The 21,910-nt window shown below is 68.3% G+C and carries 18 protein-coding genes; 11 read left to right on the top strand and 7 right to left on the bottom strand.

Going from position 1 to position 21,910, the window contains the following annotated elements; all coding sequences use genetic code 11:
• Window positions 1–6: 6 nt before the first annotated feature.
• From F0U60_RS40865 to F0U60_RS40855, 3 genes are all read right to left on the bottom strand, one after another.
• Complete coding sequence (locus F0U60_RS40865; protein ID WP_395808047.1) at window positions 7–1,620, bottom strand: lactate racemase domain-containing protein; 1,614 nt, start codon at window positions 1,618–1,620, stop codon at window positions 7–9.
• Between the two features lie 20 nt (window positions 1,621–1,640).
• Window positions 1,641–2,306, bottom strand: coding sequence for an HAD family phosphatase (locus F0U60_RS40860; protein WP_203407183.1), 666 nt, complete (start codon window positions 2,304–2,306; stop codon window positions 1,641–1,643).
• Between the two features lie 275 nt (window positions 2,307–2,581).
• Window positions 2,582–3,559 carry an NAD-dependent epimerase/dehydratase family protein gene (locus F0U60_RS40855; protein ID WP_395825668.1) on the bottom strand — a complete coding sequence of 326 codons (978 nt, stop codon included), beginning with the start codon at window positions 3,557–3,559 and terminating at the stop codon, window positions 2,582–2,584.
• Between the two features lie 199 nt (window positions 3,560–3,758).
• Between F0U60_RS40855 and F0U60_RS40850 the strand changes: the two genes are divergently transcribed.
• From F0U60_RS40850 to hemH, 6 genes are all read left to right on the top strand, one after another.
• On the top strand, window positions 3,759–4,100 hold the full coding sequence (locus F0U60_RS40850; RefSeq protein ID WP_395808045.1) for an SWIB/MDM2 domain-containing protein: 342 nt from the start codon (window positions 3,759–3,761) through the stop codon (window positions 4,098–4,100).
• A gap of 154 nt (window positions 4,101–4,254) precedes the next feature.
• Complete coding sequence (treY, locus tag F0U60_RS40845) at window positions 4,255–7,338, top strand: malto-oligosyltrehalose synthase (RefSeq protein WP_395808043.1); 3,084 nt, start codon at window positions 4,255–4,257, stop codon at window positions 7,336–7,338.
• On the top strand, window positions 7,335–9,473 hold the full coding sequence (gene glgX / locus F0U60_RS40840) for a glycogen debranching protein GlgX (RefSeq protein WP_395808041.1): 2,139 nt from the start codon (window positions 7,335–7,337) through the stop codon (window positions 9,471–9,473). The genes treY and glgX overlap by 4 nt, the downstream gene beginning before the upstream one ends.
• Before the next feature lie 102 nt (window positions 9,474–9,575).
• Window positions 9,576–10,556, top strand: coding sequence for a TerC family protein (locus tag F0U60_RS40835; RefSeq protein ID WP_395808039.1), 981 nt, complete (start codon window positions 9,576–9,578; stop codon window positions 10,554–10,556).
• Between the two features lie 61 nt (window positions 10,557–10,617).
• On the top strand, window positions 10,618–11,001 hold the full coding sequence (gene apaG / locus F0U60_RS40830; protein ID WP_395808037.1) for a Co2+/Mg2+ efflux protein ApaG: 384 nt from the start codon (window positions 10,618–10,620) through the stop codon (window positions 10,999–11,001).
• A gap of 6 nt (window positions 11,002–11,007) precedes the next feature.
• Window positions 11,008–12,096, top strand: coding sequence for a ferrochelatase (hemH, locus tag F0U60_RS40825; RefSeq protein WP_395808035.1), 1,089 nt, complete (start codon window positions 11,008–11,010; stop codon window positions 12,094–12,096).
• On the opposite strand, the gene F0U60_RS40820 is transcribed toward hemH, so the two are convergent.
• Together F0U60_RS40820 and F0U60_RS40815 are read right to left on the bottom strand one after the other, a co-directional pair.
• Window positions 12,041–13,033 (bottom strand): hypothetical protein, encoded by a 993-nt coding sequence (locus F0U60_RS40820; RefSeq protein WP_395808033.1) that lies wholly within the window; start codon window positions 13,031–13,033, stop codon window positions 12,041–12,043. The two genes, hemH and F0U60_RS40820, sit on opposite strands and share 56 nt — an antisense overlap.
• A 123-nt stretch (window positions 13,034–13,156) precedes the next feature.
• Window positions 13,157–14,128 carry an L-threonylcarbamoyladenylate synthase gene (locus tag F0U60_RS40815; protein WP_395808031.1) on the bottom strand — a complete coding sequence of 324 codons (972 nt, stop codon included), beginning with the start codon at window positions 14,126–14,128 and terminating at the stop codon, window positions 13,157–13,159.
• A 35-nt stretch (window positions 14,129–14,163) separates the two neighbouring features.
• Here F0U60_RS40815 and F0U60_RS40810 point away from each other — a divergent pair, with 35 nt between their 5' ends.
• Genes F0U60_RS40810 through F0U60_RS40790 form a run of 5 tightly spaced genes read left to right on the top strand, consistent with a single transcriptional unit; the run spans window position 14,164 to window position 20,023 of the window.
• Window positions 14,164–15,573 carry a TIGR01777 family oxidoreductase gene (locus F0U60_RS40810; protein WP_395825664.1) on the top strand — a complete coding sequence of 470 codons (1,410 nt, stop codon included), beginning with the start codon at window positions 14,164–14,166 and terminating at the stop codon, window positions 15,571–15,573.
• Window positions 15,566–16,522, top strand: a complete 957-nt coding sequence (locus tag F0U60_RS40805) for an ABC transporter ATP-binding protein (RefSeq protein WP_395808029.1) — start codon at window positions 15,566–15,568, stop codon at window positions 16,520–16,522. The genes F0U60_RS40810 and F0U60_RS40805 overlap by 8 nt, the downstream gene beginning before the upstream one ends.
• Window positions 16,519–17,244: an ABC transporter permease gene (locus F0U60_RS40800; protein WP_395808027.1), complete on the top strand. Its 726-nt coding sequence runs from the start codon at window positions 16,519–16,521 to the stop codon at window positions 17,242–17,244. Before F0U60_RS40805 ends, F0U60_RS40800 begins: the two co-directional genes overlap by 4 nt.
• Window positions 17,241–19,079 (top strand): Gldg family protein, encoded by a 1,839-nt coding sequence (locus tag F0U60_RS40795; protein ID WP_395808024.1) that lies wholly within the window; start codon window positions 17,241–17,243, stop codon window positions 19,077–19,079. The genes F0U60_RS40800 and F0U60_RS40795 overlap by 4 nt, the downstream gene beginning before the upstream one ends.
• The gene (locus F0U60_RS40790; protein WP_395808022.1) at window positions 19,076–20,023 is read left to right on the top strand and encodes a hypothetical protein; all 948 of its coding nucleotides are present in this window, start codon (window positions 19,076–19,078) and stop codon (window positions 20,021–20,023) included. Before F0U60_RS40795 ends, F0U60_RS40790 begins: the two co-directional genes overlap by 4 nt.
• A 91-nt stretch (window positions 20,024–20,114) precedes the next feature.
• On the opposite strand, the gene F0U60_RS40785 is transcribed toward F0U60_RS40790, so the two are convergent.
• Window positions 20,115–20,522 carry a response regulator gene (locus tag F0U60_RS40785; protein WP_395808020.1) on the bottom strand — a complete coding sequence of 136 codons (408 nt, stop codon included), beginning with the start codon at window positions 20,520–20,522 and terminating at the stop codon, window positions 20,115–20,117.
• Complete coding sequence (locus F0U60_RS40780) at window positions 20,519–21,838, bottom strand: sensor histidine kinase (RefSeq protein WP_395808018.1); 1,320 nt, start codon at window positions 21,836–21,838, stop codon at window positions 20,519–20,521. The genes F0U60_RS40785 and F0U60_RS40780 overlap by 4 nt, the downstream gene beginning before the upstream one ends.
• Window positions 21,839–21,910 lie beyond the last annotated feature (72 nt).

Genomic DNA, 21,910 nt, shown 5'->3' with positions numbered 1-21,910 from the left:
GGGGCTTTACTTCACGTCGACCATGACGGTGGGGGCGATGCGCAGCAGGCTGATGCTGGCCGAGCGGCCCATGAAGCCGCGCGCTTCCTCGATGGCTTCGGTGAGGGTGTCAGTGCGGTCCCAGCCGAGCAGCGCCGGAACGTGGTTGTTCTCCGCGCCCGCGACGATGACCTTGCCCACGTGCTGGCGACCGTTCTCGCCCCAGTACCACATGTAGAGCGGGTGCACGCCGTGGTAGGCGTTGCCCTTGCGGTACAGGTGCACGTAGCTGGGGTTCTCCGCGAACTCGCGCTCGTACTTCTGCTCGATTTGAACCGCGTCGCGCGTCTCGGGCAGCACCCGGTTGAAGAACTCGATGTAGCTGGGGTGCTGCACCGGGTCGAACTCGTCGAAGGCCGGGTGGGTGAGGATGAGCACGCCGCCCTTCTTCACCAGCGGCACGCCGCGGTTGAGGTTGAAGAAGTAGCCCAGCCCCATCACCTGCACCAGCAGCGGGTTGAGGATGGAGTTGACGCTGTAGGGCGAGATGAACGGGATGGGGAAGATGACGATGTCGCTCTGCCCCTGCACCGGCACCACGTACTGCTGCCAGCTCTTCTCCAGCGTCTTGGCGTGGGTGGGCTCGGTGGCGCCGGCGAACACGCCCGTTACGTCGTAGGGCGCGGGGATGGAGTTGAGCACCTTGCGCGCCGCGGCCCGAGGCATCTTCGACAGGGCGTAGCGCATGGCGTGGAACTTCAGCCGATCCGCCTCCGTGTAGTCCTCCTCCTTCTTGTGGAGGAACTCCACGCCGGGACCGAACATGCGGTTGTTCAGCGCCGTCTCGATGTGGAACACCTTGAGGTGCTTGTCGATGGCCTTGCCGATCCGCTCATTGCGCCGGTACAGCTCGCTGTGCCCCGGCTCCATGTAGCTCTTGGACTCGCGGATCGTCTTCGGGTTGTGGTGCGCCCGGAGGCTGGCGTAGTTGGCCACGCCGGTGCCCATGGACTTGTGCCCGCCGTTCATGGGCACGAAGTTGACGTTCACGTAGACGATGAGGTCGCTCTCGGCCACGCGCCGGTTGACGGCCACCACGTGCGAGCCACACGGCGTGCGCTCGAGCTCCACCATGCCGTCGGGATCCTCGGCGTCATGGTTGTAGTAGCGGTCCGGGTAGTAGGCGTCGAAGATCTTCTGACCCACCATGCGCCGCATCTCGCCCTCCGTCATGCGGCGGTGCAGGGCGTTGGCGATGACGAGGTGGACGTCGTCCACGCCCGAGTCGGCGCACAGCTCCAGCACCACCTCGAGGATGGACTGGCGCACGTCCGGCGTCGCCATGGGCGGCAGCGGGACGGAGATGTCGTCAATGACACAGGTGAGCCGCATGCCCGGGCGCAGCAGGGCGTGCAGGGGCTCCATGCCCTCGGGGTGGTTGATGGCCCAGCGGATGGCGGCCTTGACGTTGGGCACGCCGGCCATGGCCGGCCGAGGGAAGATGACCCGGGTGCCCACGGGCAGGTCCTCGAGGAGGAAGTTCTCTCCAGAGAAGAGCGCCCGTGGCGGGCTGCCCTTCTCGGTGATGATCACCTGACTTTCCTCGTCGTAGAGCTTCTGGAGCGTCTTGAGCGGGCGCATGTCTCGGGGGGGGCTTTCCGTTACTTGAGGTCGAGGATGGGCCAGTTGTAGGCCCGAGCGATGGAACGCAGGCGCATGTCCGGGTTGACGGCCGTGGGCCGCCCCACCACGGACAGCATGGCGTAGTCGGAGGCGCTGTCGGAGTAGCCGTGACACTGGTCGAGCGCCAGGCCCTCCCGGACACAGTAGGAGCGGATGGCGTTGGCCTTGTTCGCCCCTTCGATGATGGGGGGGATCACCTTGCCCGTGGCCTTACCACCGACGAACTGCATCTTGTTGGCGATCATGTCGTCCGCGCCCAGGTAGCGGGCCAGCGGGCGCATGCTGAAGTCCAGAGCTCCGGTGACGAGCACAATGCGGCAGCCGACGCGACGCGCCTGGTCGATGAGGTCGCGCGTCTGCTCGTAGATGGCGGGCTTGAGCACGTCCTCGAACATGTCCTCGGCGACGGTCACCAGTCGGTCCTCGGACAAGCCGGCGTAATACCGGTAGAAGAACTCGTTGAAGGCCTTGCGGTTCACCGCGTCCATGGCGGCGAACAGGGGCGCGCTGGCCGCGGTGGCCAGGGTCCTCCCGGCAATGCCCAGGAGCGAGCCCCGGTTCATCGCGTAGTAGGCGTAGACGTGGACGACGTTGGTCTTCACCAGCGTCCCGTCGACATCGTAGAAGGCAGCTTTCGCGGGCATGGGCAAGGCGGGCTTCCTGACACCTGAGTCAGGCGTGTGTCAACCACGCGTAGCAGCCGTGAATTCGTCCCGAGTAGGGCAGGGAAGCGCTGAAGCGGTGGGGTCGTGCGGTCGAGCAGCCTCGGGTGTGGAGAGGTGGCTCGGTGAGCACGGAGCCAGCCGGCCCGCGCAGGCGCTCGGCGCGTGGACGCGAGCGACGCCCGTGTCGTCTCGCGCTTTATCCTACATATTGAGGACCCTTCAGGTGGTGGCCTGGATCGGGCCTGGCTCGGTGCTCAAAGCCACCCCTGCTCTTTGTACCAGCGAGCGCTGCGGCGGATGGAGTCGGCCACGTCCCGCGTGGCCCGGAAGCCCAGAAGCCGCTCGGCCTTGGCGCTCGAGCAGGTCCAGGCCGGCGCCAAGAGTTGACGTGCGAACTTCCGGTTGAGGGGCAGTCGTCGGCCCGTCAGCCGCGTCACCCCGTCCGCCAAGGTGGCCAGGGTCGTCAGCACGGAGGGGGGCAGGTGCACCGTGCGGGGTTGGATTCCCAGCGCCCCGGCGGCGATGTCCTGTAACTCTTCCAGCGAGAGGGGCTGGGGTGCGCCCACGAAGAAGGCCTGGCCCAGGGCCTCGTCCCGCTCGGCCAGCAGCAGGAGCAGGTCCACCACGTCCTCCACGTCCACCAGCGTCAGCGGCCGGGGGCCCCCACCCAGCTCCAGCCGCAGGCCCTTGGACACCAGCTTGAAGAGGAGGAGGTTCTCGCGATCTCCCGGCCCCACGATGCGGGGTGGGCGCACCACCGTCACCGGGAGCCGGTCCGCGAACGAGAAGGCGATTCGTTCGGCCTCGGCCTTGCTCTCGCCATACCACTCCACGGGTTGGAAGGGGTCCTCCTCCACCTTCGGCCTCCCTGGGGTGCCAGGCCCTGACGCGCCCAGCGAGCCGGCCAGCACCAGCCGAGGCCGCGTCCCGGTGGCCACCAGGGCCTCGCACAGCAGCCGCGTCCCCTCTGCGTTGACGCGCATGAAGTCCTCCCGGGTGGCGGCACGGCGGATGCCCGCCAGGTGGAAGACCACCTCCCGGCCCTCCACCGCCCGGGCCAGCCCGGACGCGTCCGTCACGTCCCCCTCCACCGTCTCGTACTTGCAGCCGACCAGACTGGAGAAGTCACTTCCGGGACGCAGCAGACAGGCCACTTTCAGCCCCCGCAAGGAGAGCGCTCGTACCAGCCAGGAGCCGAGGAAACCGTTCGCGCCAGTGACGAGTATGTTCAACATGGTGTGTTTCTCCTGAGAAAACACTCTTCCTTTCCGAGGGAGAAACACTATTTTCCCCTCGGCCCTCAGAGGGAAAAATGCAGCGGAGGGCTGTTTTTCGGCCTCGGGCGTGCTACTAGGCGCTCGACGGCTCTGGGTGTGAACAAGCCGTGCAACGCCCCCGGACACGCGAACAGGGGGAGGAGATCCGAACAGAATGGCCGCCAAGAAGACCACCGCCGCGAAGAAGGCTCCCGCCGCCGCGAAGAAGGCCCCTGCCGCCAAGAAGTCTGCTGCTGGGGGCAAGAGGAAGCCGAACGCGGCGTTCATGAAGGAGATGACTCCGTCCGCCGCCCTGGCGGAGATCGTCGGCAGCAAGCCGCTGCCGCGCACCCAGGTCGTCAGCAAGATCTGGGACTACATCAAGAAGAACAACCTTCAGGACGCGAAGAACAAGCGGCAGATCAACGCCGATGACAAGCTCAAGCCCATCTTCGGTGGGAAGAAGTCCGTCACCATGTTCGAGATGACGGCGCTGGTGAACAAGAACCTGAGCTGATCCAGATTCCGCTGAGTTGTCATCGGAGGGCTCGCCACCATGTGGCGGGCCCTCTGCACTTTCGAGGGACAAGCGGCCAGAGAGCGTTGGATAGCGTGCGGATGGGCGTCTCGGCGGTGGTCAGAACGGCCCATCGATCCTACGACTGGGGCATATGCGACTCGAGGGGACGGTTGTGTCGGGAGGAGAGATGGGGCAGGCGGGCGTGGAGACCCTGGCCGGGGCGCTGTACGGGCGAGTGCGGGATGAGCTCTTGGCGCGCGCCACGCCGCTCTCCACCTATCGGTTGCAGCTTCATAAGGGCTTTCCCTTCACCGCGGCGCGGGAGGTGGTGCCCTACCTGGCCCGGTTGGGGCTGTCGGACGTGTACTGCTCGCCCTACCTGAAGGCGACGCCGGGCAGTACCCACGGCTACGACTGCGTGGACCACAAGCAGCTCAACCCCGAGGTGGGCTCGCCCGAGGAGCACGGGGCCTTCTGCTCCACTGTGCGCGAGCACGGGCTCGGTCAGGTGCTGGACGTGGTGCCCAACCACATGGGCATCGAGTCCTTCAACCCGCTGTGGTTCGACGTGTTGGAGAACGGCCCCTCGTCCCTCTACGCGCGCTTCTTCGACATCGACTGGAGCCCGGTGAAGGACGAGCTGGAGGGCAAGGTGCTCCTGCCGGTGCTGGGGGACCAGTACGGGGTGGTGTTGGAGCGGGGGGAGCTGAAGCTGGGCTTCCGGGAGGGGGCCTTCTTCATCCACTACTACGATCGCACCCTTCCCCTGGCTCCCCGGCAGTACGGGCGGGTGTTGCGGCGCGGCCTGGAGGAGCTGGAGGGCCGGTTGGGGGTGGAGAACACGCACCTGCTCGAGCTGCACTCCATCCTCACCGCCATCGGCCACCTGCCCTCTCGCACGGAGACCGAGCGCGCCAGGGTCATCGAGCGCAACCGCGAGAAGGAGATCATCAAGCGCCGTCTGGCCGCCCTGGTCGAGGCCAGCCCCGAGGTGGCGGAACACATCTCCACCAACGTGAAGGCCTTCAACGGCACCCCGGGCAACCCCCGCTCCTTCGACGAGCTGGGCGAGCTGCTGGAGGGGTGCAGCTACCGGCTGGCCCACTGGCGCGTGGCGGGGGAGGAGATCAACTACCGTCGGTTTTTCGACATCAACGGGCTGGCCGCCATCCGGGTGGAGGATCCGGATGTGTTCACCGAGGCCCACCAGCGCATCTTCGACTGGCTGCGTCAGGGGTGCATCACCGGGCTGCGCATCGATCACCCGGATGGGCTCTATGATCCAACGGCCTACTTCCTCAACCTGCAGGAGCAGTACTTCATCGAGCGGGCGCGGGCCGTCTTCGAGGCCGAGCACGCCGAGCGGGCGGAGCTGTGGCCGGAGGTGGAGCGGCGGCTGCGCGAGCGCTGGCAGGGAGAGGCGGGGGCCCAGGTGGGCTCGCCGCTGCGCAAGGCGCTCTACGTGGCGGTGGAGAAGATTCAGGGCGGCCGCGAGCGCATCCCGGAGGCCTGGGCGGTGCATGGCACCACGGGCTACCGCTTCGCCAACGCGGTGGGGGGCGTCTTCGTGAAGCCGGACGCCGAGGCGTCGCTGACGGAGACGTACCACCGCTTCATCGACGAGGCGCCGGACTTCGAGGAGCTGGTCTACGAGAAGAAGCGCCTCATCCTGCGCGACTTCATGTCGAGCGAGCTGAACATGCTCGCCCACCGGCTCAACCGCATCTCGGAGATGAACCGGCGCACGCGGGACTTCACGCTCAACAGCCTGCGGCGGGCGCTGGCGGAGTTCATCGCGCTCTTCCCCGTCTACCGCACCTACGTGGACGACTGGCGGCCGGAGCTGGACGAGCGCGACGTGCGCTACATCCAGGACACCCTGCGTCACGCCAAGGCGCGCAACGCCACCCTCAACGCCAGCATCTTCGACTTCCTGGGGGACGTGCTGTTGCGGCGCTACCCGGAGCACCTGGGGCCGCACGAGCGGGCGGAGATGCTGGCCTTCGCCATGAAGGTGCAGCAGGTGACGGGCCCGGTGATGGCCAAGGGCCTGGAGGACACCGTCTTCTACGTCTACCACCGGCTCGTGTCCCTCAACGAGGTGGGTGGGGAGCCGGAGCACTTCGGCACTTCCGCGGAGGTATTCCACACCCGCAACCAGGAGCGCGCGGAGCACTGGCCCGCGAGCATGCTCACCTCCAGCACGCACGACACCAAGCGCAGCGAGGACGTGCGCGCGCGCATCAACGTCCTCACCGAGCTGCCCGAGGAGTGGCGTCAGCGGGTGGAGCGCTGGTCCCAGCTCACGCGGGCCCACCGCACGGAGCTGCCCCATGGCGTCGCTCCGTGCCCCAATGACGAGTACCTCTTCTACCAGACGGTGGTGGGGGCCTGGCCCATGGGCCCGTCCCTCTCCTCGGAGGGGCTGGCGGACCTGCGCAACCGCATCCGCGACTACATGCTCAAGGCCATCAAGGAGGCCAAGGTCCTCACTTCGTGGACCAACCCGGATCCGGCCTACGAGGAGGGGGTGGCGCGTTACGTGGAGGCCTGCCTGGACGAGGGCCGCAGCCGCGCCTTCCTCGAGGATCTCCAGTCCTTCAAGCGTCGCATCGAGCGGGCCGGGCAGCACAACTCGATCGGGCAGCTGCTGTTGAAGATGATCTCCCCCGGCGTGGCGGACACCTACCAGGGCTGCGAGCTGTGGGATCTGTCGTTGGTGGACCCCGACAACCGCCGGCCGGTGGACTATGGCCTGAGGGCTCGGCTGCTGGAGGTATTGGATCGGGAAGCGGAGGCCAACCGGCCCGGACTGTGCTCTCAGCTGGTGTCGAACATGGACGACGGCCGTATCAAGCTCTTCGTCCTGGCCGAGTCCCTGCGTCTGCGCAAGCGTCAGTCGGCGCTCTTCCACCACGGTGGGTACCGGGCCCTTCACCTGGTGGGCCCGCGCGCGGACGCTGCGGTGGCCTTCGCCCGCGAGCACGAGCGCTCCGTCGTTATCGCCGCCGCACCGCGTTACACCCTCTCCGCCCTGGAGTCCCCTGGGGGACTCACGGGTGCTTATGAAGAAACGTCCCTGGATCTGCCCGAGTCCTATGCCAGCATGACGTTCCGGGACGTGTTCACCGGGCAGGAGGTCCGGCCAGGGCGTCAGGCGGGTAGCGTGGTGCTGCCCCTGGCTCCGCTGCTGGCGGGCTTCCCGCTGGTGCTGTTGGAGAGGAGCGATGGATGAAGCGGGCCGAGGTGCTTCCGGGCAAGCCGTATCCCCTGGGCGCCACGTACCTTGGTAATGGAGTCAACTTCGCCGTCTTCAGCGAGCATGCGCGGAAGGTGGAGGTGTGCATCTTCGATCCGGAGCAGCCCTCGCGAGAGCTGCGCCGCTACGTGCTGCCGGAGCAGACGCAGCACGTGTGGCACGGCTTCATCCCGGGGCTGCAGACGGGCACCCTCTACGGCTTGCGCGCCCACGGCGCTTACGAGCCTCGGCGCGGTCTGCGTTTCAACCCGCATAAGCTGCTGGTGGACCCCTACGCCCGTGCCCTGCACGGGCAGGTGGACTTCTCCGCCCCTGTCTACGCCTACTCGCTTGGGGAGTCGGAGCAGGATCTCAGCTTCGACACGCGCGACAGCGCCGCCGGCGTGCCCAAGGGCGTGGTGCTCACCGACGACTTCGACTGGGAGGGGGACAGTCTTCCCTCCGTTTCCTGGAACCGGACGCTCATCTACGAAGCCCACGTGAAGGGCCTCACGAAGCTGCACCCGGCCATCCCCGAGCACCTGCGTGGCACCTACGCGGCCATGGCCCACCCGGCCATCCTCCAGCACCTCACGAAGCTGGGCGTCACCGCGGTGGAGCTGCTGCCCATCCACGCCCACGTGGATGAACCCTTCCTCGTGAACAAGGGCCTCACCAACTACTGGGGTTACAGTACCCTGGGCTATTTCTCCCCGGACGCGCGCTTCAGCGCCTCCGGCTCGCGCGGCGGCCAGGTCGTCGAGTTCAAGTCCATGGTGAAGGCGCTCCACCGCGCCGGCATCGAGGTCATCCTCGACGTCGTCTACAACCACACCTGCGAGGGCAACCACCTCGGGCCCACCCTGTCCTTCAAGGGCCTGGACAACGCCGCCTACTACCGGCTGCTGGACAAGGATCCGCGCTACTACCAGGACTTCACCGGCACCGGGAACTCGTGGAACGCCACCCACCCCTACGCGCTCAGGCTCGTCATGGACAGCCTGCGCTACTGGGTGCAGGTGATGCACGTGGACGGCTTCCGCTTCGACCTGGCCACCACCCTGGGACGCGATCGGTACGGCTACGACACCCGCGCCGCCTTCTTCCAGATGGTGCACCAGGATCCCGTGCTCAGCCGCGTGAAGCTCATCGCCGAGCCCTGGGATGTGGGCGACTTCGGCTACCAGGTGGGCAATTTCCCCGTGATGTGGAGCGAGTGGAACGGCAAGTACCGCGACACCATTCGCCGCTACTGGAAGGGTGATGACCGGCAGGCCGCGGAGATCGGCTATCGGCTCACCGGCTCCTCGGATCTGTTCGCGCTGAGCGGCCGCAAGCCCACCGCGAGCGTCAACTTCATCACCGCCCACGACGGCTTCACCCTGCACGACCTCGTCACCTACAGCCAGAAGCACAACGAGGCCAACCTGGAGGAGAACCGGGACGGGGCCAACGACAACCACTCGTGGAACTGCGGCGTGGAGGGTGAGACGACGGACGCCGTCATCACCGAGCTGCGCGAGCAGCAGAAGCGCAACTTCCTCGCCACGCTCTTCCTGTCCCAGGGCGTGCCCATGCTGCTGGCCGGTGACGAGATGGGCCGGACCCAGCGCGGCAACAACAATGCCTACTGCCAGGACAACGCGCTCTCCTGGGTGGACTGGAACCTCTCCGAGTCCCAACGCAAGCTGCTGGACTTCACCTGTCTCCTCAGCAGGCTGCGCCGCGAGCAGCCGGTGCTCACCAAGCGCAAGTTCTTCCGCGGCTCCCACATCTGGGACAGCGAGCTGAAGGACCTGGCCTGGTTCCGCCCGGACGGCCAGGAGATGAAGAAGGAGGACTGGGAGAAGCCCTACGTGCGCTCCATCTCCTTCCTGCTGGGCGGCGATGCGATCGCCACCCCGGACGACGAGGGCAACCGCATCGTCGGGGACACACTCCTGGTGCTGATGAACGCCCACCACGAGCCCATCACCTTCCAGCTCCCGGCCATCGAGTGGGGCGCGGACTGGGAAGAGGTGGTGGATACCGGCCAGTCCCGAGTTTCCCTGCACACCCATACGCCCGCCGGTGGCTCTGTGGTGGTGGCCGGCCGGGCCCTGGTGGTGCTACGTCGCCCAGCGACGGAATGACCGCTCGCGGGAAGAAGCCGCTCAAGGTTGTCGACGTCGGGTCTCCTGCCCCGGTATGAGGGGGGCGCCCGGCGTCTGTGGCCGGATCAGGGAAACACACTCGTGAACACACAAACCGCGCTCTGGGTGGGATTCAACGTCTTCGTCCTGGCCATGCTGGCCCTGGACCTGGGCCTCTTCCACCGCAAGGAGCACGTGGTAACGCCCAAGGAGGCGGGTGGGTGGACGGTGGTGTGGATCGTCCTCAGCCTGCTCTTCTGTGGAGGCCTCTGGTACTCGGGCTTCTGGACGACGTCCCAGGCCACCGAATGGGTGACGGCCTACGTCATCGAGTACGCGCTCTCGGTGGACAACCTCTTCGTCTTCCTCATGGTGTTCGCCTACTTCCGGGTGGCTCCGGAGGTGCAGCACCGCGTGCTCTTCTGGGGAATCATGGGCGCGTTCGTCATGCGCGCCGCCCTCATCCTGGCCGGCACCGCGCTCGTCCAGCGCTTCCACTGGCTGCTCTACATCTTCGGCGCCTTCCTCGTCTTCACCGCGGCCAAGATGGCCTTCTCCAAGGAAGACGATGACGCCGCGGACCCCGAGCAGACGGCGATCGTGAAGCTGTCGCGGCGCATGCTGCCGGTGGCCCGCCAGGGCGAGGGCAACCACTTCTTCACCATCGAGGACGGCCGGCGCAAGGTGACGCCCCTCTTCCTGGTGCTGATGGTGGTGGAGGCCACGGACCTGCTCTTCGCCCTGGACTCGATCCCCGCCGTGCTGGGCATCAGCCAGAACCCCTTCATCGTCTACACGTCCAACGTGTGCGCCATCCTCGGCCTGCGCTCGCTCTTCTTCGTGGTGTCGAGCCTCATGGACAAGTTCCACCTGCTCAAGATGGGACTGGCCGCCATCCTCGGCTTCGTGGGCATGAAGATGCTCATCACCTACTTCGACATCCACGTCCCCATCGGGCTGTCGTTGGGCGTCATTGGCGGGGTGCTGGTGGCCTCCATCGTGGCCTCGCTCATCTGGCCGAAGGCGGAGGCTCCTGTGCAGCCAGCGCAGCCGGGGCGGGACCGGGAAGGGGCTAACTCCTAAGCCCCTGAGTGGCTGGTTTGTTTGGCTTGCGTCCGGGCGGCGAGCCAGCCAATTGTGTGCCATGTCCTCCGTCACGACCGAAGGCGTCCGCATCACCGTCAAGCCCAGCTACTGGCCGGAGCGGAGCGCCCCTGAGTCCCACCAGTACGCCTTCATGTACACGGTGGAGATCGTCAACACGGGTCAGGAGGTGGCGCAGCTGCGCAGCCGCCATTGGATCATCACCGACGCCACCGGAAAGGTGGAAGAGGTGAAGGGCGAGGGCGTGGTGGGCAAGCAGCCACGGCTGGGTCCCGGGGAGCGCTTCGAGTACACGAGCTGGGCGCAGCTGCGCACGCCCTTCGGCTCCATGCGCGGCTCCTACACCATGGAGCGCGCGGACGGACGTCAGTTCGAGGCGCGCATCGGGGAGTTCGCCCTCACCCAACCCCACTCCCTGCACTGAGCGGACATGACTCCCGCACGCAAGGGGCTGCTGCTCATCAACCTGGGCACGCCGGATGCCCCTGAAACCGGCGCCGTGCGCCGCTACCTCCGCGAGTTCCTGAGTGATCCGCGTGTGGTGGACATCCACCCGGTGGGCCGCTGGTTCCTGCTCAACTTCATCATCCTGCCCTTCCGCTCGCCCAAGAGCGCGCACGCCTACCGCACCATCTGGACGGAGCAGGGCTCGCCGCTGATGGTGCACTCGCGGGCCCTGGAGAAGGCGGTGGCCGAGCGGCTCTCCGGTGAGTACGAGGTGGAGCTCGCCATGCGCTATGGCAACCCCTCGTTGCCGGATGCCGTGGCGCGGCTGCGGGCGCGGGGCGTGGCGGACTTCACCGTGCTGCCGCTCTATCCGCAGGAGGCTCCGTCCTCGTCGGGCTCCTCGCTGGCGCGCACCTACGAGGTGCTGTCCTCGCCCTGGGATGTGCCCAACGTGCGGGTGGTGCCCGCCTTTCACGCGCACCCGGCGTTCCTGGATGCCTTCACGGAGGTGGCTCGCCCCGTCATCTCCGACGCGCGGGCGGATCACGTCCTCTTCAGCTTCCACGGTGTCCCCGAGCGCCATGTGCGCCGCTCCGATGCCTCGGGCTCGCACTGCCTGGCCTCGGCGGGGTGCTGTGACGCCCTCACGGACGCCAACCGCCACTGCTACCGGGCCCAGTGCTTCGCCACGGCGCGGGGGCTGGCGAAGCGGCTGGGGCTGACGCCCGACGGGTGGAGCGTGTCCTTCCAGTCCCGCCTGGGACGCACCCCCTGGGTGCAGCCCTACACGGACGTGGTGCTGCCGGAGCTGGCCGCGCGCGGGGTGAAACGCCTGGCGGTGATGTGCCCGGCCTTCGTCGCCGACTGCCTGGAGACGGTGGAGGAGGTGGCCATACGCGGGCGCGATCAGTTCCTCGCGAGCGGGGGCGAGTCGTTCACCCTCGTCCCCTCGCTCAACTCGCACCCCGCATGGGTGGAGGCCGTGGTCCGACTCGTGCGCGAGTCGGAAGCGGCGGCTACTTCTGTGCCTGTGGCTGCAGCAACTCCTGCGGTACCGAATCGAGCGGGGTGAGGCGCAGCACGCGCTCGCCATTGGCCAGGCCGGGGACGGTGGTGCCCTCGGTGCTCGTGGTGATCGTGGCCTCCCAAGAGCGCCACCGGCCCGCCTTCACGAGGAACTCGCCCCGGCCCTTCACCCGCACCTCGGAGGAGGCAGTTGGGGCGCTTGGAGCCGACGCCTCCTCTTCGTGCGCGCCTTCCTTCCCGTGATCATGCCCGCCCCCCTTGCCGCTCGCTGCCGCCGCGGGCTTTGTCTTCTGGGGGGGCTGCCTCATGGGGCGGAGCTGCCCGGAGATGTCCTCGGAGAGCTCGTACTCGAGCGTCGCCACCTGCTCCCCATTCTCGGCGGGGGTGAGCGCGGTGAGCTTCACCTGGTTGCGCCGCTCGGCCTTCTTCTCGACGAAGCCGGGGATGGAGCTCAGGTCCACCAGGTCCGTCCCGAGCTGCCAGGTGGCGTTCTGGCCCACCGCGTCTCGAGGCAGCTCCAGCACCAGCACGGCCGTGTTGCGCAGCGGCCCCGCGAGCCCGTCCAGCACGAAGCCGCGCTCACTCATGGTGCCCTGGTCCGCCTCGCCGCCCGGTCCCTCTGGGACGATGCGGAAGGCGTAGTCGCCGGACTCGGTCTTCCGCAGGACAAAGATGGAGGACGTCTCTTTCTCCGTGGCCGAGTCCGCCTTGTCTCGCTTGCCCTTGGCGGACGGAGCGGACTCGGAGGCGGTGGTGGTGAGGCGGAAGGCGGTGGGGGCGTCGAGTTTCCAACGCAGCACCACCTTGGAGGGGTCCGGCGGTGGCTCGGGCGCGGGGGTCGGCTTCGGAGCCGCGGCCTGGTTTGCCGGGGTGACGGTCGTGTCGCGCGGCCGGGGGATGGGCTCCATCTTGCCGACGGGCTCATCCTTACAGGCGGAGGACAGGGAAAGGGCGGCGAGCAGGCCGAGGAGGCGCCGGTTCACGAAGAGGCTCCTGGTAATGGAGGCTGGAGAGGTTCCCGACTTCAGGTGTTCAGGAGTCTACGGCAGTGTTCCGGTAGGTGCACGCGGGGTCTGATTTCCCATTCCCTGAGTAACACCCCCCCCTCAGGTACCGGGGGGGCGGGGGGCGGCGGCGCGGGCGAGCCGGTCCCTTACGGCGATACCGAGGCCCTCGGCGCGAGGCAGGCAGGCCACCAGGACATCATGGCCCTGGAGATCCGCCTCGCGCAGCCGGGTGTACAGGGCGCGCGCCGCGCCGGCCGGATCTTCCGGCACGTCGTAGCGGGGCACCCCTTGGGGCAAGGTGAGGCTCGGAGGACCCAGCACCCCGACGCTCCGCCCCTGGGCGCGCAGGGCCTCCACGCGGGCAACGACGTCCGCGGGCTCGGAGAGCACCACACCTGCCCGGGGAGCGTAGTGCGAGGCGAGGCTGCCCGAGACGCGCACTGTGGACGAGGTTCGCACCGGCACCTGGCGCCCCAAGACGCGCTCAATCTCCTCCACCGCCAGGCCCCCGGGACGCAGCACCGCCGGCTCCTTGCTGCTCAAATCGACGATGGTGGACTCCACGCCCACCGTGCACGGGCCTCCGTCGAGGATGAGGTCCACCTCGTCTCCCAGGTCCGCTCGCACGTGCTCCGCCGTGGTGGGGCTCACCCGGCCGAAGCGGTTGGCGCTCGGAGCGGCCACCCCGCCGCCCAGGGCGTCCAGCACGGCCAAGGCCACGGGGTGTTGGGGGACGCGTAGGGCCACCGTGTCCTGGCCACCCGTCACGGCATCCGTGGCGCGCGCGGTGCGAGGGAGCACCAGGGTGAGGGGCCCCGGCCAGAAGGCGCTGGCCAGACGCCAGGCGTCCTCGGGGACATGGCGGGCCCAGGAGGACAGCGCCTCGGCGCGGGCCACGTGGACAATGAGAGGGTGGGTGGCGGGGCGTCCCTTGATGGCGAAGACGCGGCGCACGGCCAGCTCGTCCTCGCAATTGGCTGCCAGCCCGTAGACAGTCTCCGTGGGCAGGGCGATGACGCCGCCGTGCCGGAGTGTTTCCACTGCGCGTGTGAGGAGGTCCGGGGTAATCATGCCTGTCGGGCGCAATCTGGCTCTCGGAGGGGATGATGGGCAAGTCGCAGCTATTTGAAGCTCGCAGCCAGATGCCCGTGGACGCCGAGGCGGTCTTCGCCTGGCACGCCCGCGAGGGGGCCTTCCAGCGTCTGACGCCCCCCTGGGAGCCCGTCGAGGTGGCGGAGAAGCAGGGCGAGGGCATCCGCGAGGGCACGCGCGTGGTGTTGCGCATGCGCGTGGGGCCGGTTCCCCTTCAGTGGACGGCGAGGCACACCCGCTACATCCCCGGCTCGCTCTTCCAGGACGTGCAGGAGTCGGGGCCCTTCGCCCGGTGGGTCCACACCCATCGCATGTGGGACGAGGCCGCGGGGGGCACGGTGCTGGAGGACGACGTGGAGTACGCGCTGCCGGTGGGGACGCTCGGGCGCGTGTTGGGCGGCGGCTACGCGCGGCAGCGGCTGGAGCGGATGTTCGCCTATCGCCATGCGGTGACCCGCGAGGACTTGCGACGCCACGCGGCCTTCGCTGGACACAAGCCGCTGACGGTGGCGGTGAGTGGCGCGTCGGGACTGGTGGGGAGCACGCTGGTGCCTTTCCTCACCACGGGAGGCCACCGGGTGCGGCGGCTGGTGCGTGGGCAACCGGGAGCCGGGGACATTGCCTGGGCACCAGGCCAGGGCGAGATGGACCTGATCGCGCTGGAGGGCGTGGACGCGGTGGTGCACCTGGCGGGGGCACCCATCGCCGAGGGCCGCTGGACACCGGAGTACAAGGCCCTCATTCGTCGCAGCCGCATCGATGGCACTCGAGTGCTGTGCGAGTCGCTCGCGCGTCTGGCGCGTCCGCCGCGGGTCCTGGTGAGTGCGTCGGCCATAGGCTTCTACGGCAACCGGGACGACGAGGTGCTCACCGAGTCCAGCTCGTCCGGGGACGGGTTCCTCGCCGACGTCACCCGGGAGTGGGAGGCGGCCACGGCCCCCGCGGAGCAGGCGGGCATTCGTGTGGTGCACCTGCGCCTGGGCACGGTGTTGAGTGCCCGGGGCGGCGCGTTGGCGAAGATGCTGCCCGCCTTCCAGGCTGGAGGCGGAGGCCGCATCGGAGGCGGCCAGCAGTGGATGAGCTGGGTATCCCTCGAGGACGTCATCGGACTCATCCACTTCGCCCTGTTCTCCGAGGCCATGCGCGGACCCGTCAACGCGGTGGCGCCGAACCCCTTGCGGCAGGAGGAGTTCGCCCGGGAGCTCGGCCGGGTGCTCTCCCGGCCGGCACTGTTCCCTCTGCCGGTCACCGCCGTGCGGACCCTCTTCGGGGAGATGGGGCAGGAGACGCTCCTGATGAGCGCGCGCATCCGCCCCGAGGTGGCCGAGCGCCAGGGCTTCACCTTCCTCCACCCCTCGCTGGAGCAGGCCCTGCGCTTCACGCTCGGGAAGACCATCGAGGGGCCGCGCTTCCGTCATGGCTGACAGCAGGTCCGCCTGGATGATCGACGTCGAGGGACTGACCCGGTACTACGGCGGCCACGCGGCCATCCGTGAGCTTTCCTTCCGCATCGGTCGGGGCGAGGTCATCGGCTTCCTGGGACTCAACGGCGCGGGCAAGACGACCACCCTGAAGATTCTCGGGTGCGTGCTGCTGCCCACCTCGGGACGGGCCGTCATCGATGGCTATGACGTCGTGAGCCATCCACACGAGGTGCGCCAGCGCATCGGCTACCTCCCGGACACGCCGCCGCTGTACGACGAGATGGAGGTGGGGGAGTTCCTCGCCTTCGTGGCCAGGCTGCGCGGTGTGTCCTCGCGCGAGGTGTCCGCCCGAGTGGACGAGGCCGAGGAGAAGACGGGTCTGCGTGACGTGCACGACGCGCCCATCTCCTCACTGAGCCATGGCTACCGGCAGCGTGTGGGCGTGGCGCAGGCGCTCGTTCATCGTCCGGCCCTGCTCATCCTCGACGAGCCGGGCAGTGGCTTGGATCCACGGCAGTTGGTGGAGATGCGCTCGCTCATTCGCGGGCTGAGGGGGGCGCACACGGTGCTCGTCTCCAGCCACCTGCTGCCGGAGATCAGCCAGACGTGTGATCGGCTCCTGGTCATCAAAGAGGGGGAGCTCGTGGCCCAGGGCACCGAGGAGGAGTTGGGGCAGCGGCTGGGCGGTGGCGGCTTCATCGAGGTGGAGGTGCGGGGCGAGCGGGAGCGGGTGTTGGCGGCGCTCGAGGGTGTGGGGCCGGTGCGCGTGACGGGTGAGGCGGAGGGCGTGGTGACGCTTCGCGTGGAAGCTCCGGCGGACCTGCGGCCGAGGGTGGCCCGGGCGGTGGTGGGCGCGGGGCTGGAGTTGCTCCGGCTGGACCGTGGGGTGGAGAAGCTCGAGTCCCTCTTCCTGCGGCTCACCCAGGCGGGGGAGGGGAGCGCGTCATGATGCGGACACTGCTCATCGCACGCCGCGAGCTCGCGGCCTATCTGCGCACCTTCCAGGGATACATCATCATCGCCATGGTGCTGGCGGTGGACGGCCTGCTCTTCAACGCCTTCGCGCTGGGCGGGGTGAGCAAGCGCTCCTCGGAGGTGCTCTCCCTCTTCTTTCTGTTCTCCAGCGGCACGACGATGGTGGCCTCGGTCTTCATCTCCATGCGGCTGCTGGCCGAGGAGCGCCAGGCGGGCACGCTGGCCCTGCTGTACTCCTCGCCGGTGAAGGACCATGAAATTGTCCTGGGCAAGTTCCTCTCGGCGCTGGCCTTCCTGGCGCTGATGACGCTGGCCACGCTCTTCATGCCGCTGCTGGTGATGGTGCACGGCAAGCTGTCCCTGGGCCACATCGCCGCCGGCTACCTGGGGCTTCTGCTGCTGGGGAGTGCTTCGCTGGCCATCGGCACATTTGGCTCGGCGTTGGCGCGCAACCAGGTGCTGGCCGCGGTGCTCTCCGGGTGCATGCTGGTGGCGCTGCTGACGTGCTGGCTGCTGGCGCGCATCACCGAGCAGCCGCTCTCAGATGTCTTCAGCGCGCTGGCGCTGTGGAACCAGCACTTCCAGCCCTTCCAGGCGGGCGTGGTGCACGTGCGCGATGTTGTCTACTACCTGCTCGTCACCTACGTGGCCCTCTTCGCTGCCACGCGGGTGCTCGAGGCGCGGAGGTGGCGGTGAGCCTCCGTCCCAACCCCTGGGTGTCCGTGTTGTACGTGGTGGGGCTGGTGGCCCTCTTCCTCGGCGAGCGCGTGGTGGGCGCCGGCACAGCGAGGCTCGTGTTGAGCGGGCCAGGCCTGGCGCTCGTGGGGCTCGCGGTGGCATGGCGCGTGACGCGGATGGTACGGGCCTCGGGGGATGCGCGCATGCTGGAGCGCTGGCTGCTCGGCCTCTTCCTGCTGGGGGGGCTCGGCCTGACGCTCTACTTCCTCCAGTCGGATGTGGCGGCGCTCACGCCCGTTGCTTCGTTGAAGCGGCGGGTGCCGGAGCTGACGGGAGTGCTGCGGGCGCTCTTCCCCGCGCTGCTGGTGACCGCGTTGTTTCCGCTCGTCCTGGTGGAGTTGGCAGCCGCGGCCATGGTGCGAGGGCCCGTGCTGGCGCCAGGCCGATTGCGTGCCGCGCTGCACTCGGGGCTGGGGCTGGCCTTTGCGCTCATCTTCGCCTTCTCGACCATGTACGTGGCCACGAAGGCGGACGTGTCATGGGACCTGGCGTACTTCCGCACCGCGAGACCGGGCGATGCCACGCGCCTGCTGGTGCGTCGTCTTCCCGAGCCGGTGGAGATCACTCTCTTCTTCCCGCCCGCCAACGATGTGCGGCAGGCCCTGGAGCAGTACTTTCGAGAGCTGGCCCGGGAGTCCGGTTACCTCAAGGTGGAGGTGCTGGATCAGGCCGTGGAGCTCGCGCGGGCGAAGGAACTGGGCGTGGGGGAGAACGGCTCCGTGGTGTTCAGCCGGGGTCAGCGCATCGAACGGTTGAAGGTGCCGCTTGAGCTCGACAGAGCCCGAGGGCAGTTGCAGCGGCTGGACGAGGACGTGTACCGGCGGCTGCGAGTGGTATCGCGTCCCCGGCGGGTGCTGTACCTCACGGCGGGCCATGGTGAGCGGGGCCTGCTGCCCCAGGCCGCCACGGCGCTGGAGAAGGCGCGGCCTGGTCTGTCACAGCTCGAGGAGTGGTTGCGCGTGCTGAACGTGGAGGTTCGCACGCTGGGCATGGCCGAGGGGCTGGGGACGGAGGTGCCTCGTGATGCCTCGGTGGTGGCCGTCGTGGGGCCCGCGCGCGACTTTTCCCCAGAGGAACTTGCCGCGCTGCGCCGGTACATGGAGCGCGGTGGGCGGCTGTGGCTCGCGTTGGAGCCGGACGGGCCCGGCCTCGAATCGCTGTTGGAGCCATTGGGGTTGAAGCTGCTGCGCGTGCCCTTGGCGAATGACCAGCGCTTCCTGCTCATGAGCCACCAGCGGAGCGATCGCGGCAACCTGGTGACGGCGAGCTTCTCCTCGCACGCCTCTGTGGGAACTCTGGCCTCGTTGGGAAGCGATGCGGCGCTCGTCTTCGGTGGCGCGGCGGCGCTGGAGCCCTTGCAGCCCCTGCCCAAAGGTGTGGCCCAGGACGTCTCGGTGCGAGCGCCCGCGGAGACGTTCCAGGACAACAACCACGACTTCACTGCGGACGAGGGAGAGCCTCGGCGAGCCTGGCCCCTGGTGGTCGCGGTGGAGAAGGCCGGCGTCTCGGGAGCATCGCCCTCGCGTGTGGTGGTCATGGGCGACTCGGACGTGATGACGGATTCCGGCCCACGTGGCTATGGCAACCCGTACCTGCTGGTGGACTCGGTGCTCTGGCTCCTGGGTGAAGAGGAATTGGCGGGCGTGGTGTCCAACGAGGAGGACGTGCCGCTACAGCACACCCGTCAGCAGGATGTCCTCTGGTTCTACTCGGCTGTCTTTCTTGCTCCCTCGCTGGTGCTCGGGGCGGGCTTCCTCGTGACGCGGCGCCGGAGACGGCGAGGTGCGCGATGAGGGCGCGGGGAGTGGTGCTCCAGGGGGCGCTGGCGGCGGCGGGACTGATAGCGGCCTTCTTCGTCTGGCAGCGGGAGCCCGCCGGCATTCCCGGTGAGGTCGTGGTGCTGGATGCGCCGAAGCAGACGCTGGAGCGCGTGCGCTACGAGGACGCATCCGGCTGGGTGGAGCTGTTCCGCGAGGCGTCAGAGGATGGCGCGCTGTGGTTGCGATTGGGAACGAAGGCGCTTCCGAGGGAGCTGCGCGCCAACGAGACGGCGGAGAAGCTCTTCATCCGCTTCGCGCCACTGAGGGCCACGCGGAGCCTGGGCGTGCTGGACGCGGAGACACTGGCCGAGGTCGGGTTGAAGGACAGCCCCCGGAAGCTGGCGGTGAAGCTGACCAGCGGAGAGCACGTCTTCTCCCTGGCCGCTTCTTCGATTGGCTGGGGCAGTCCGTACCTGCGGCGGGAGACGGACGGGCAGGTCTTCCTCCTCTCCCCCTCGCTGCTGCCCGATCTGGAGAACGCCGCCAACCGACTGGTGGACCGGACGCTGCACGCCTTCGGTTCCGGGGAGTACGACGTCCTCACCGTCACCTCCGGGGACTCCTCGCGGACCTTCCTCGTCCGTGCGCGGGCGCAGCGCTCGGCGGAACTCGTGCCTCGGGATGCACCGGACTCGGTGGATGAAGCGGCTCGAAAGTGGCACGAGCGGGTCTGGCTGCTTGCGCCGGCGCAGGCGGACTTCCTTGGCCGGGGAGAGGCGCCGCCCGGAGGTGAGCCGCGGGAGGTGTTTCGCGTGGAATACCGGCGTGGGGACGAGCGCCTCGGATGGCTCTCCGTGGCGCGTGGCGCGAGCGGTGAATTCTACGCACGCACCGAGCACACCGCTGGCTGGGCGAAGCTTCCCCCCTGGGCGGACTCCATCGTCCAGGACGCGGAGAAGGTCGCCGCGGGGCGCTGAGTGGCCCGTCCCCTCCAGTTGTTCGCAACGGCATGGACCGAGGCCTGCCTCCTCCCCGAGCCATCGGACGCCGTGCGCCCCGGGGACGCTGCTAGGCCGCGGGGGAGACGGTCGCGAGTACCCGCTGGACCTCCTGGACCAGCGCGTCCGGCAGGCACGGCTTGGTGACGTAGGCATCACAGCCGGCGTCCTCTGCTTCGCGCGAGTGCCCGTCCAGGGCATGCCCGGTGAGCGCCACCACGGGGATGGAGCGCGTGCGGGGATCCATCTTGAGGCGCCGGGTGGCCTCCCAGCCATCCATCACCGGCAGCGAGAGATCCATGAGGATGACGGACGGGCGCAGCGCGAAGGCCTTCTCCACGGCCTCCAGACCATTGCGAGCCTCGGCCACACGGAAGCCGGAGTATTCGAGGTACTCGGCGTACATTTCCCGAGCATCCTGGTAGTCGTCGACGATCAGAACGAGGGGCGAGATGTCGTTGCGAGCTGAGCTGTTCATGTCCGCCTCGTGCGGCGTGGAAGGTGCAGTGTGAAGGTCGAGCCCTGTCCCACTGCGCTCTTGAGCGAGATGCGCCCATCGAGCATAGCGGCCAGACGACGACAGATGGAGAGACCCAGGCCCGTGCCGCCATAGGCGCGCGTGGGGGAGCTGTCCACCTGCTGGAAATCTTCCCAGATCTTATCCTGGTGACTGGGGTCGATGCCGATGCCGGTATCGGCGACGGCGATGTGGAGCGTGGCGGTGGCGACCTCGTACGAGGCCATCACCTTGATGGAGCCCTCGTGGGTGAACTTCAGGGCGTTGGACAGCAGGTTGACGACGATCTGCTTCACCTTCTGTCGATCGCTGTGCACCGGAGGCAGGCTCGGGTCCACCGAGGCGCTCACCGACAGCTTCGAGCGCGCGATGATGGGATCCAACTCGGCCATGACCTCCTGGACGAGCTCGGGGATGCGGAACTCGGACAGGTGCAGGGGCATCCGACCCGCTTCAATGCGGGTGATGTCGAGGATCTCGTTGATGATCTCCAGCAGGTGCCGGCCGTTGGAGTCAATGCGGGTGAGGCTGCGGCGCTGGGGCGCGGGGAGCTCTCCGTTGACGCCCTGCAGCAGCATGTTGGTGTAGCCGAGGATGGCGTTGAGCGGCGTGCGCAGCTCGTGGGACATGTTGGCGAGGAACTGCGACTTGGCGGCGCTCGCCTGCTCGAGCTGGATGGCCTGGCGGCGCAGCAGCTCGTTCTGCGTGGCCAGCTCCTCGGTGGCCGCGTTCACCCGGGCGGCCAGCTCGGAGGAGGCCTCCTCGAGTCGCGCGAGCTGGTGGCCCTTGTACAGGCGCGTCAGGTGCATGCCCAGGTGACCGGCGAGCCACGGGGCCTGAGGGGACAGCTCCGGCACAGGCGCGCCGATCAGCAGCAGCCCAGGGGCAGGCGAGCCCGAAGCGGCTCTGCCGAGTGACAGGGTGAAGAGGCCCGTGCCCGCCAGCGGCAGCTCCGAGGGGAGCTGGCCGGGATGGAACCAACGGGGCTCGGTCCACTGGAGCGCCTCCACCAGCGGATGCTTCGAATCATGCAGGGCGAGCACGAAGCTCCCCATGCTGGGCAGACCCTGTGCGGCGAGCGACACGAGGCAGTGCGAGTCCGACTCGTCGGGAGCCAGACACAGCACCTGGTCCACATGGGCGTGGTGAACGAGCCAGGCCACCGCGGCCTCGGCACAGGTCTTGGCATCGTCGCAGCCCAGCAGCAGCTCGGCGAAGGCGAGTCGCGCCTCGGGGCCGGGCGCGGGCAGCGACGGCAGGGCGGCGGTGGATGGCAAGACGCGACGCTCCGGGGTCCTCGGGGTACAGGTCGGGAACTACTAATCAGTGGAGCCGAGGCTACCTAGGGT

This window comes from Archangium minus (assembly GCF_044360475.1).
GTDB classification, from domain to species: Bacteria; Myxococcota; Myxococcia; order Myxococcales; family Myxococcaceae; genus Archangium; species Archangium minus.
The sequence above is the reverse complement of the archived record's forward strand: the minus strand, read 5'-3'. Positions and strand labels throughout refer to the sequence as shown.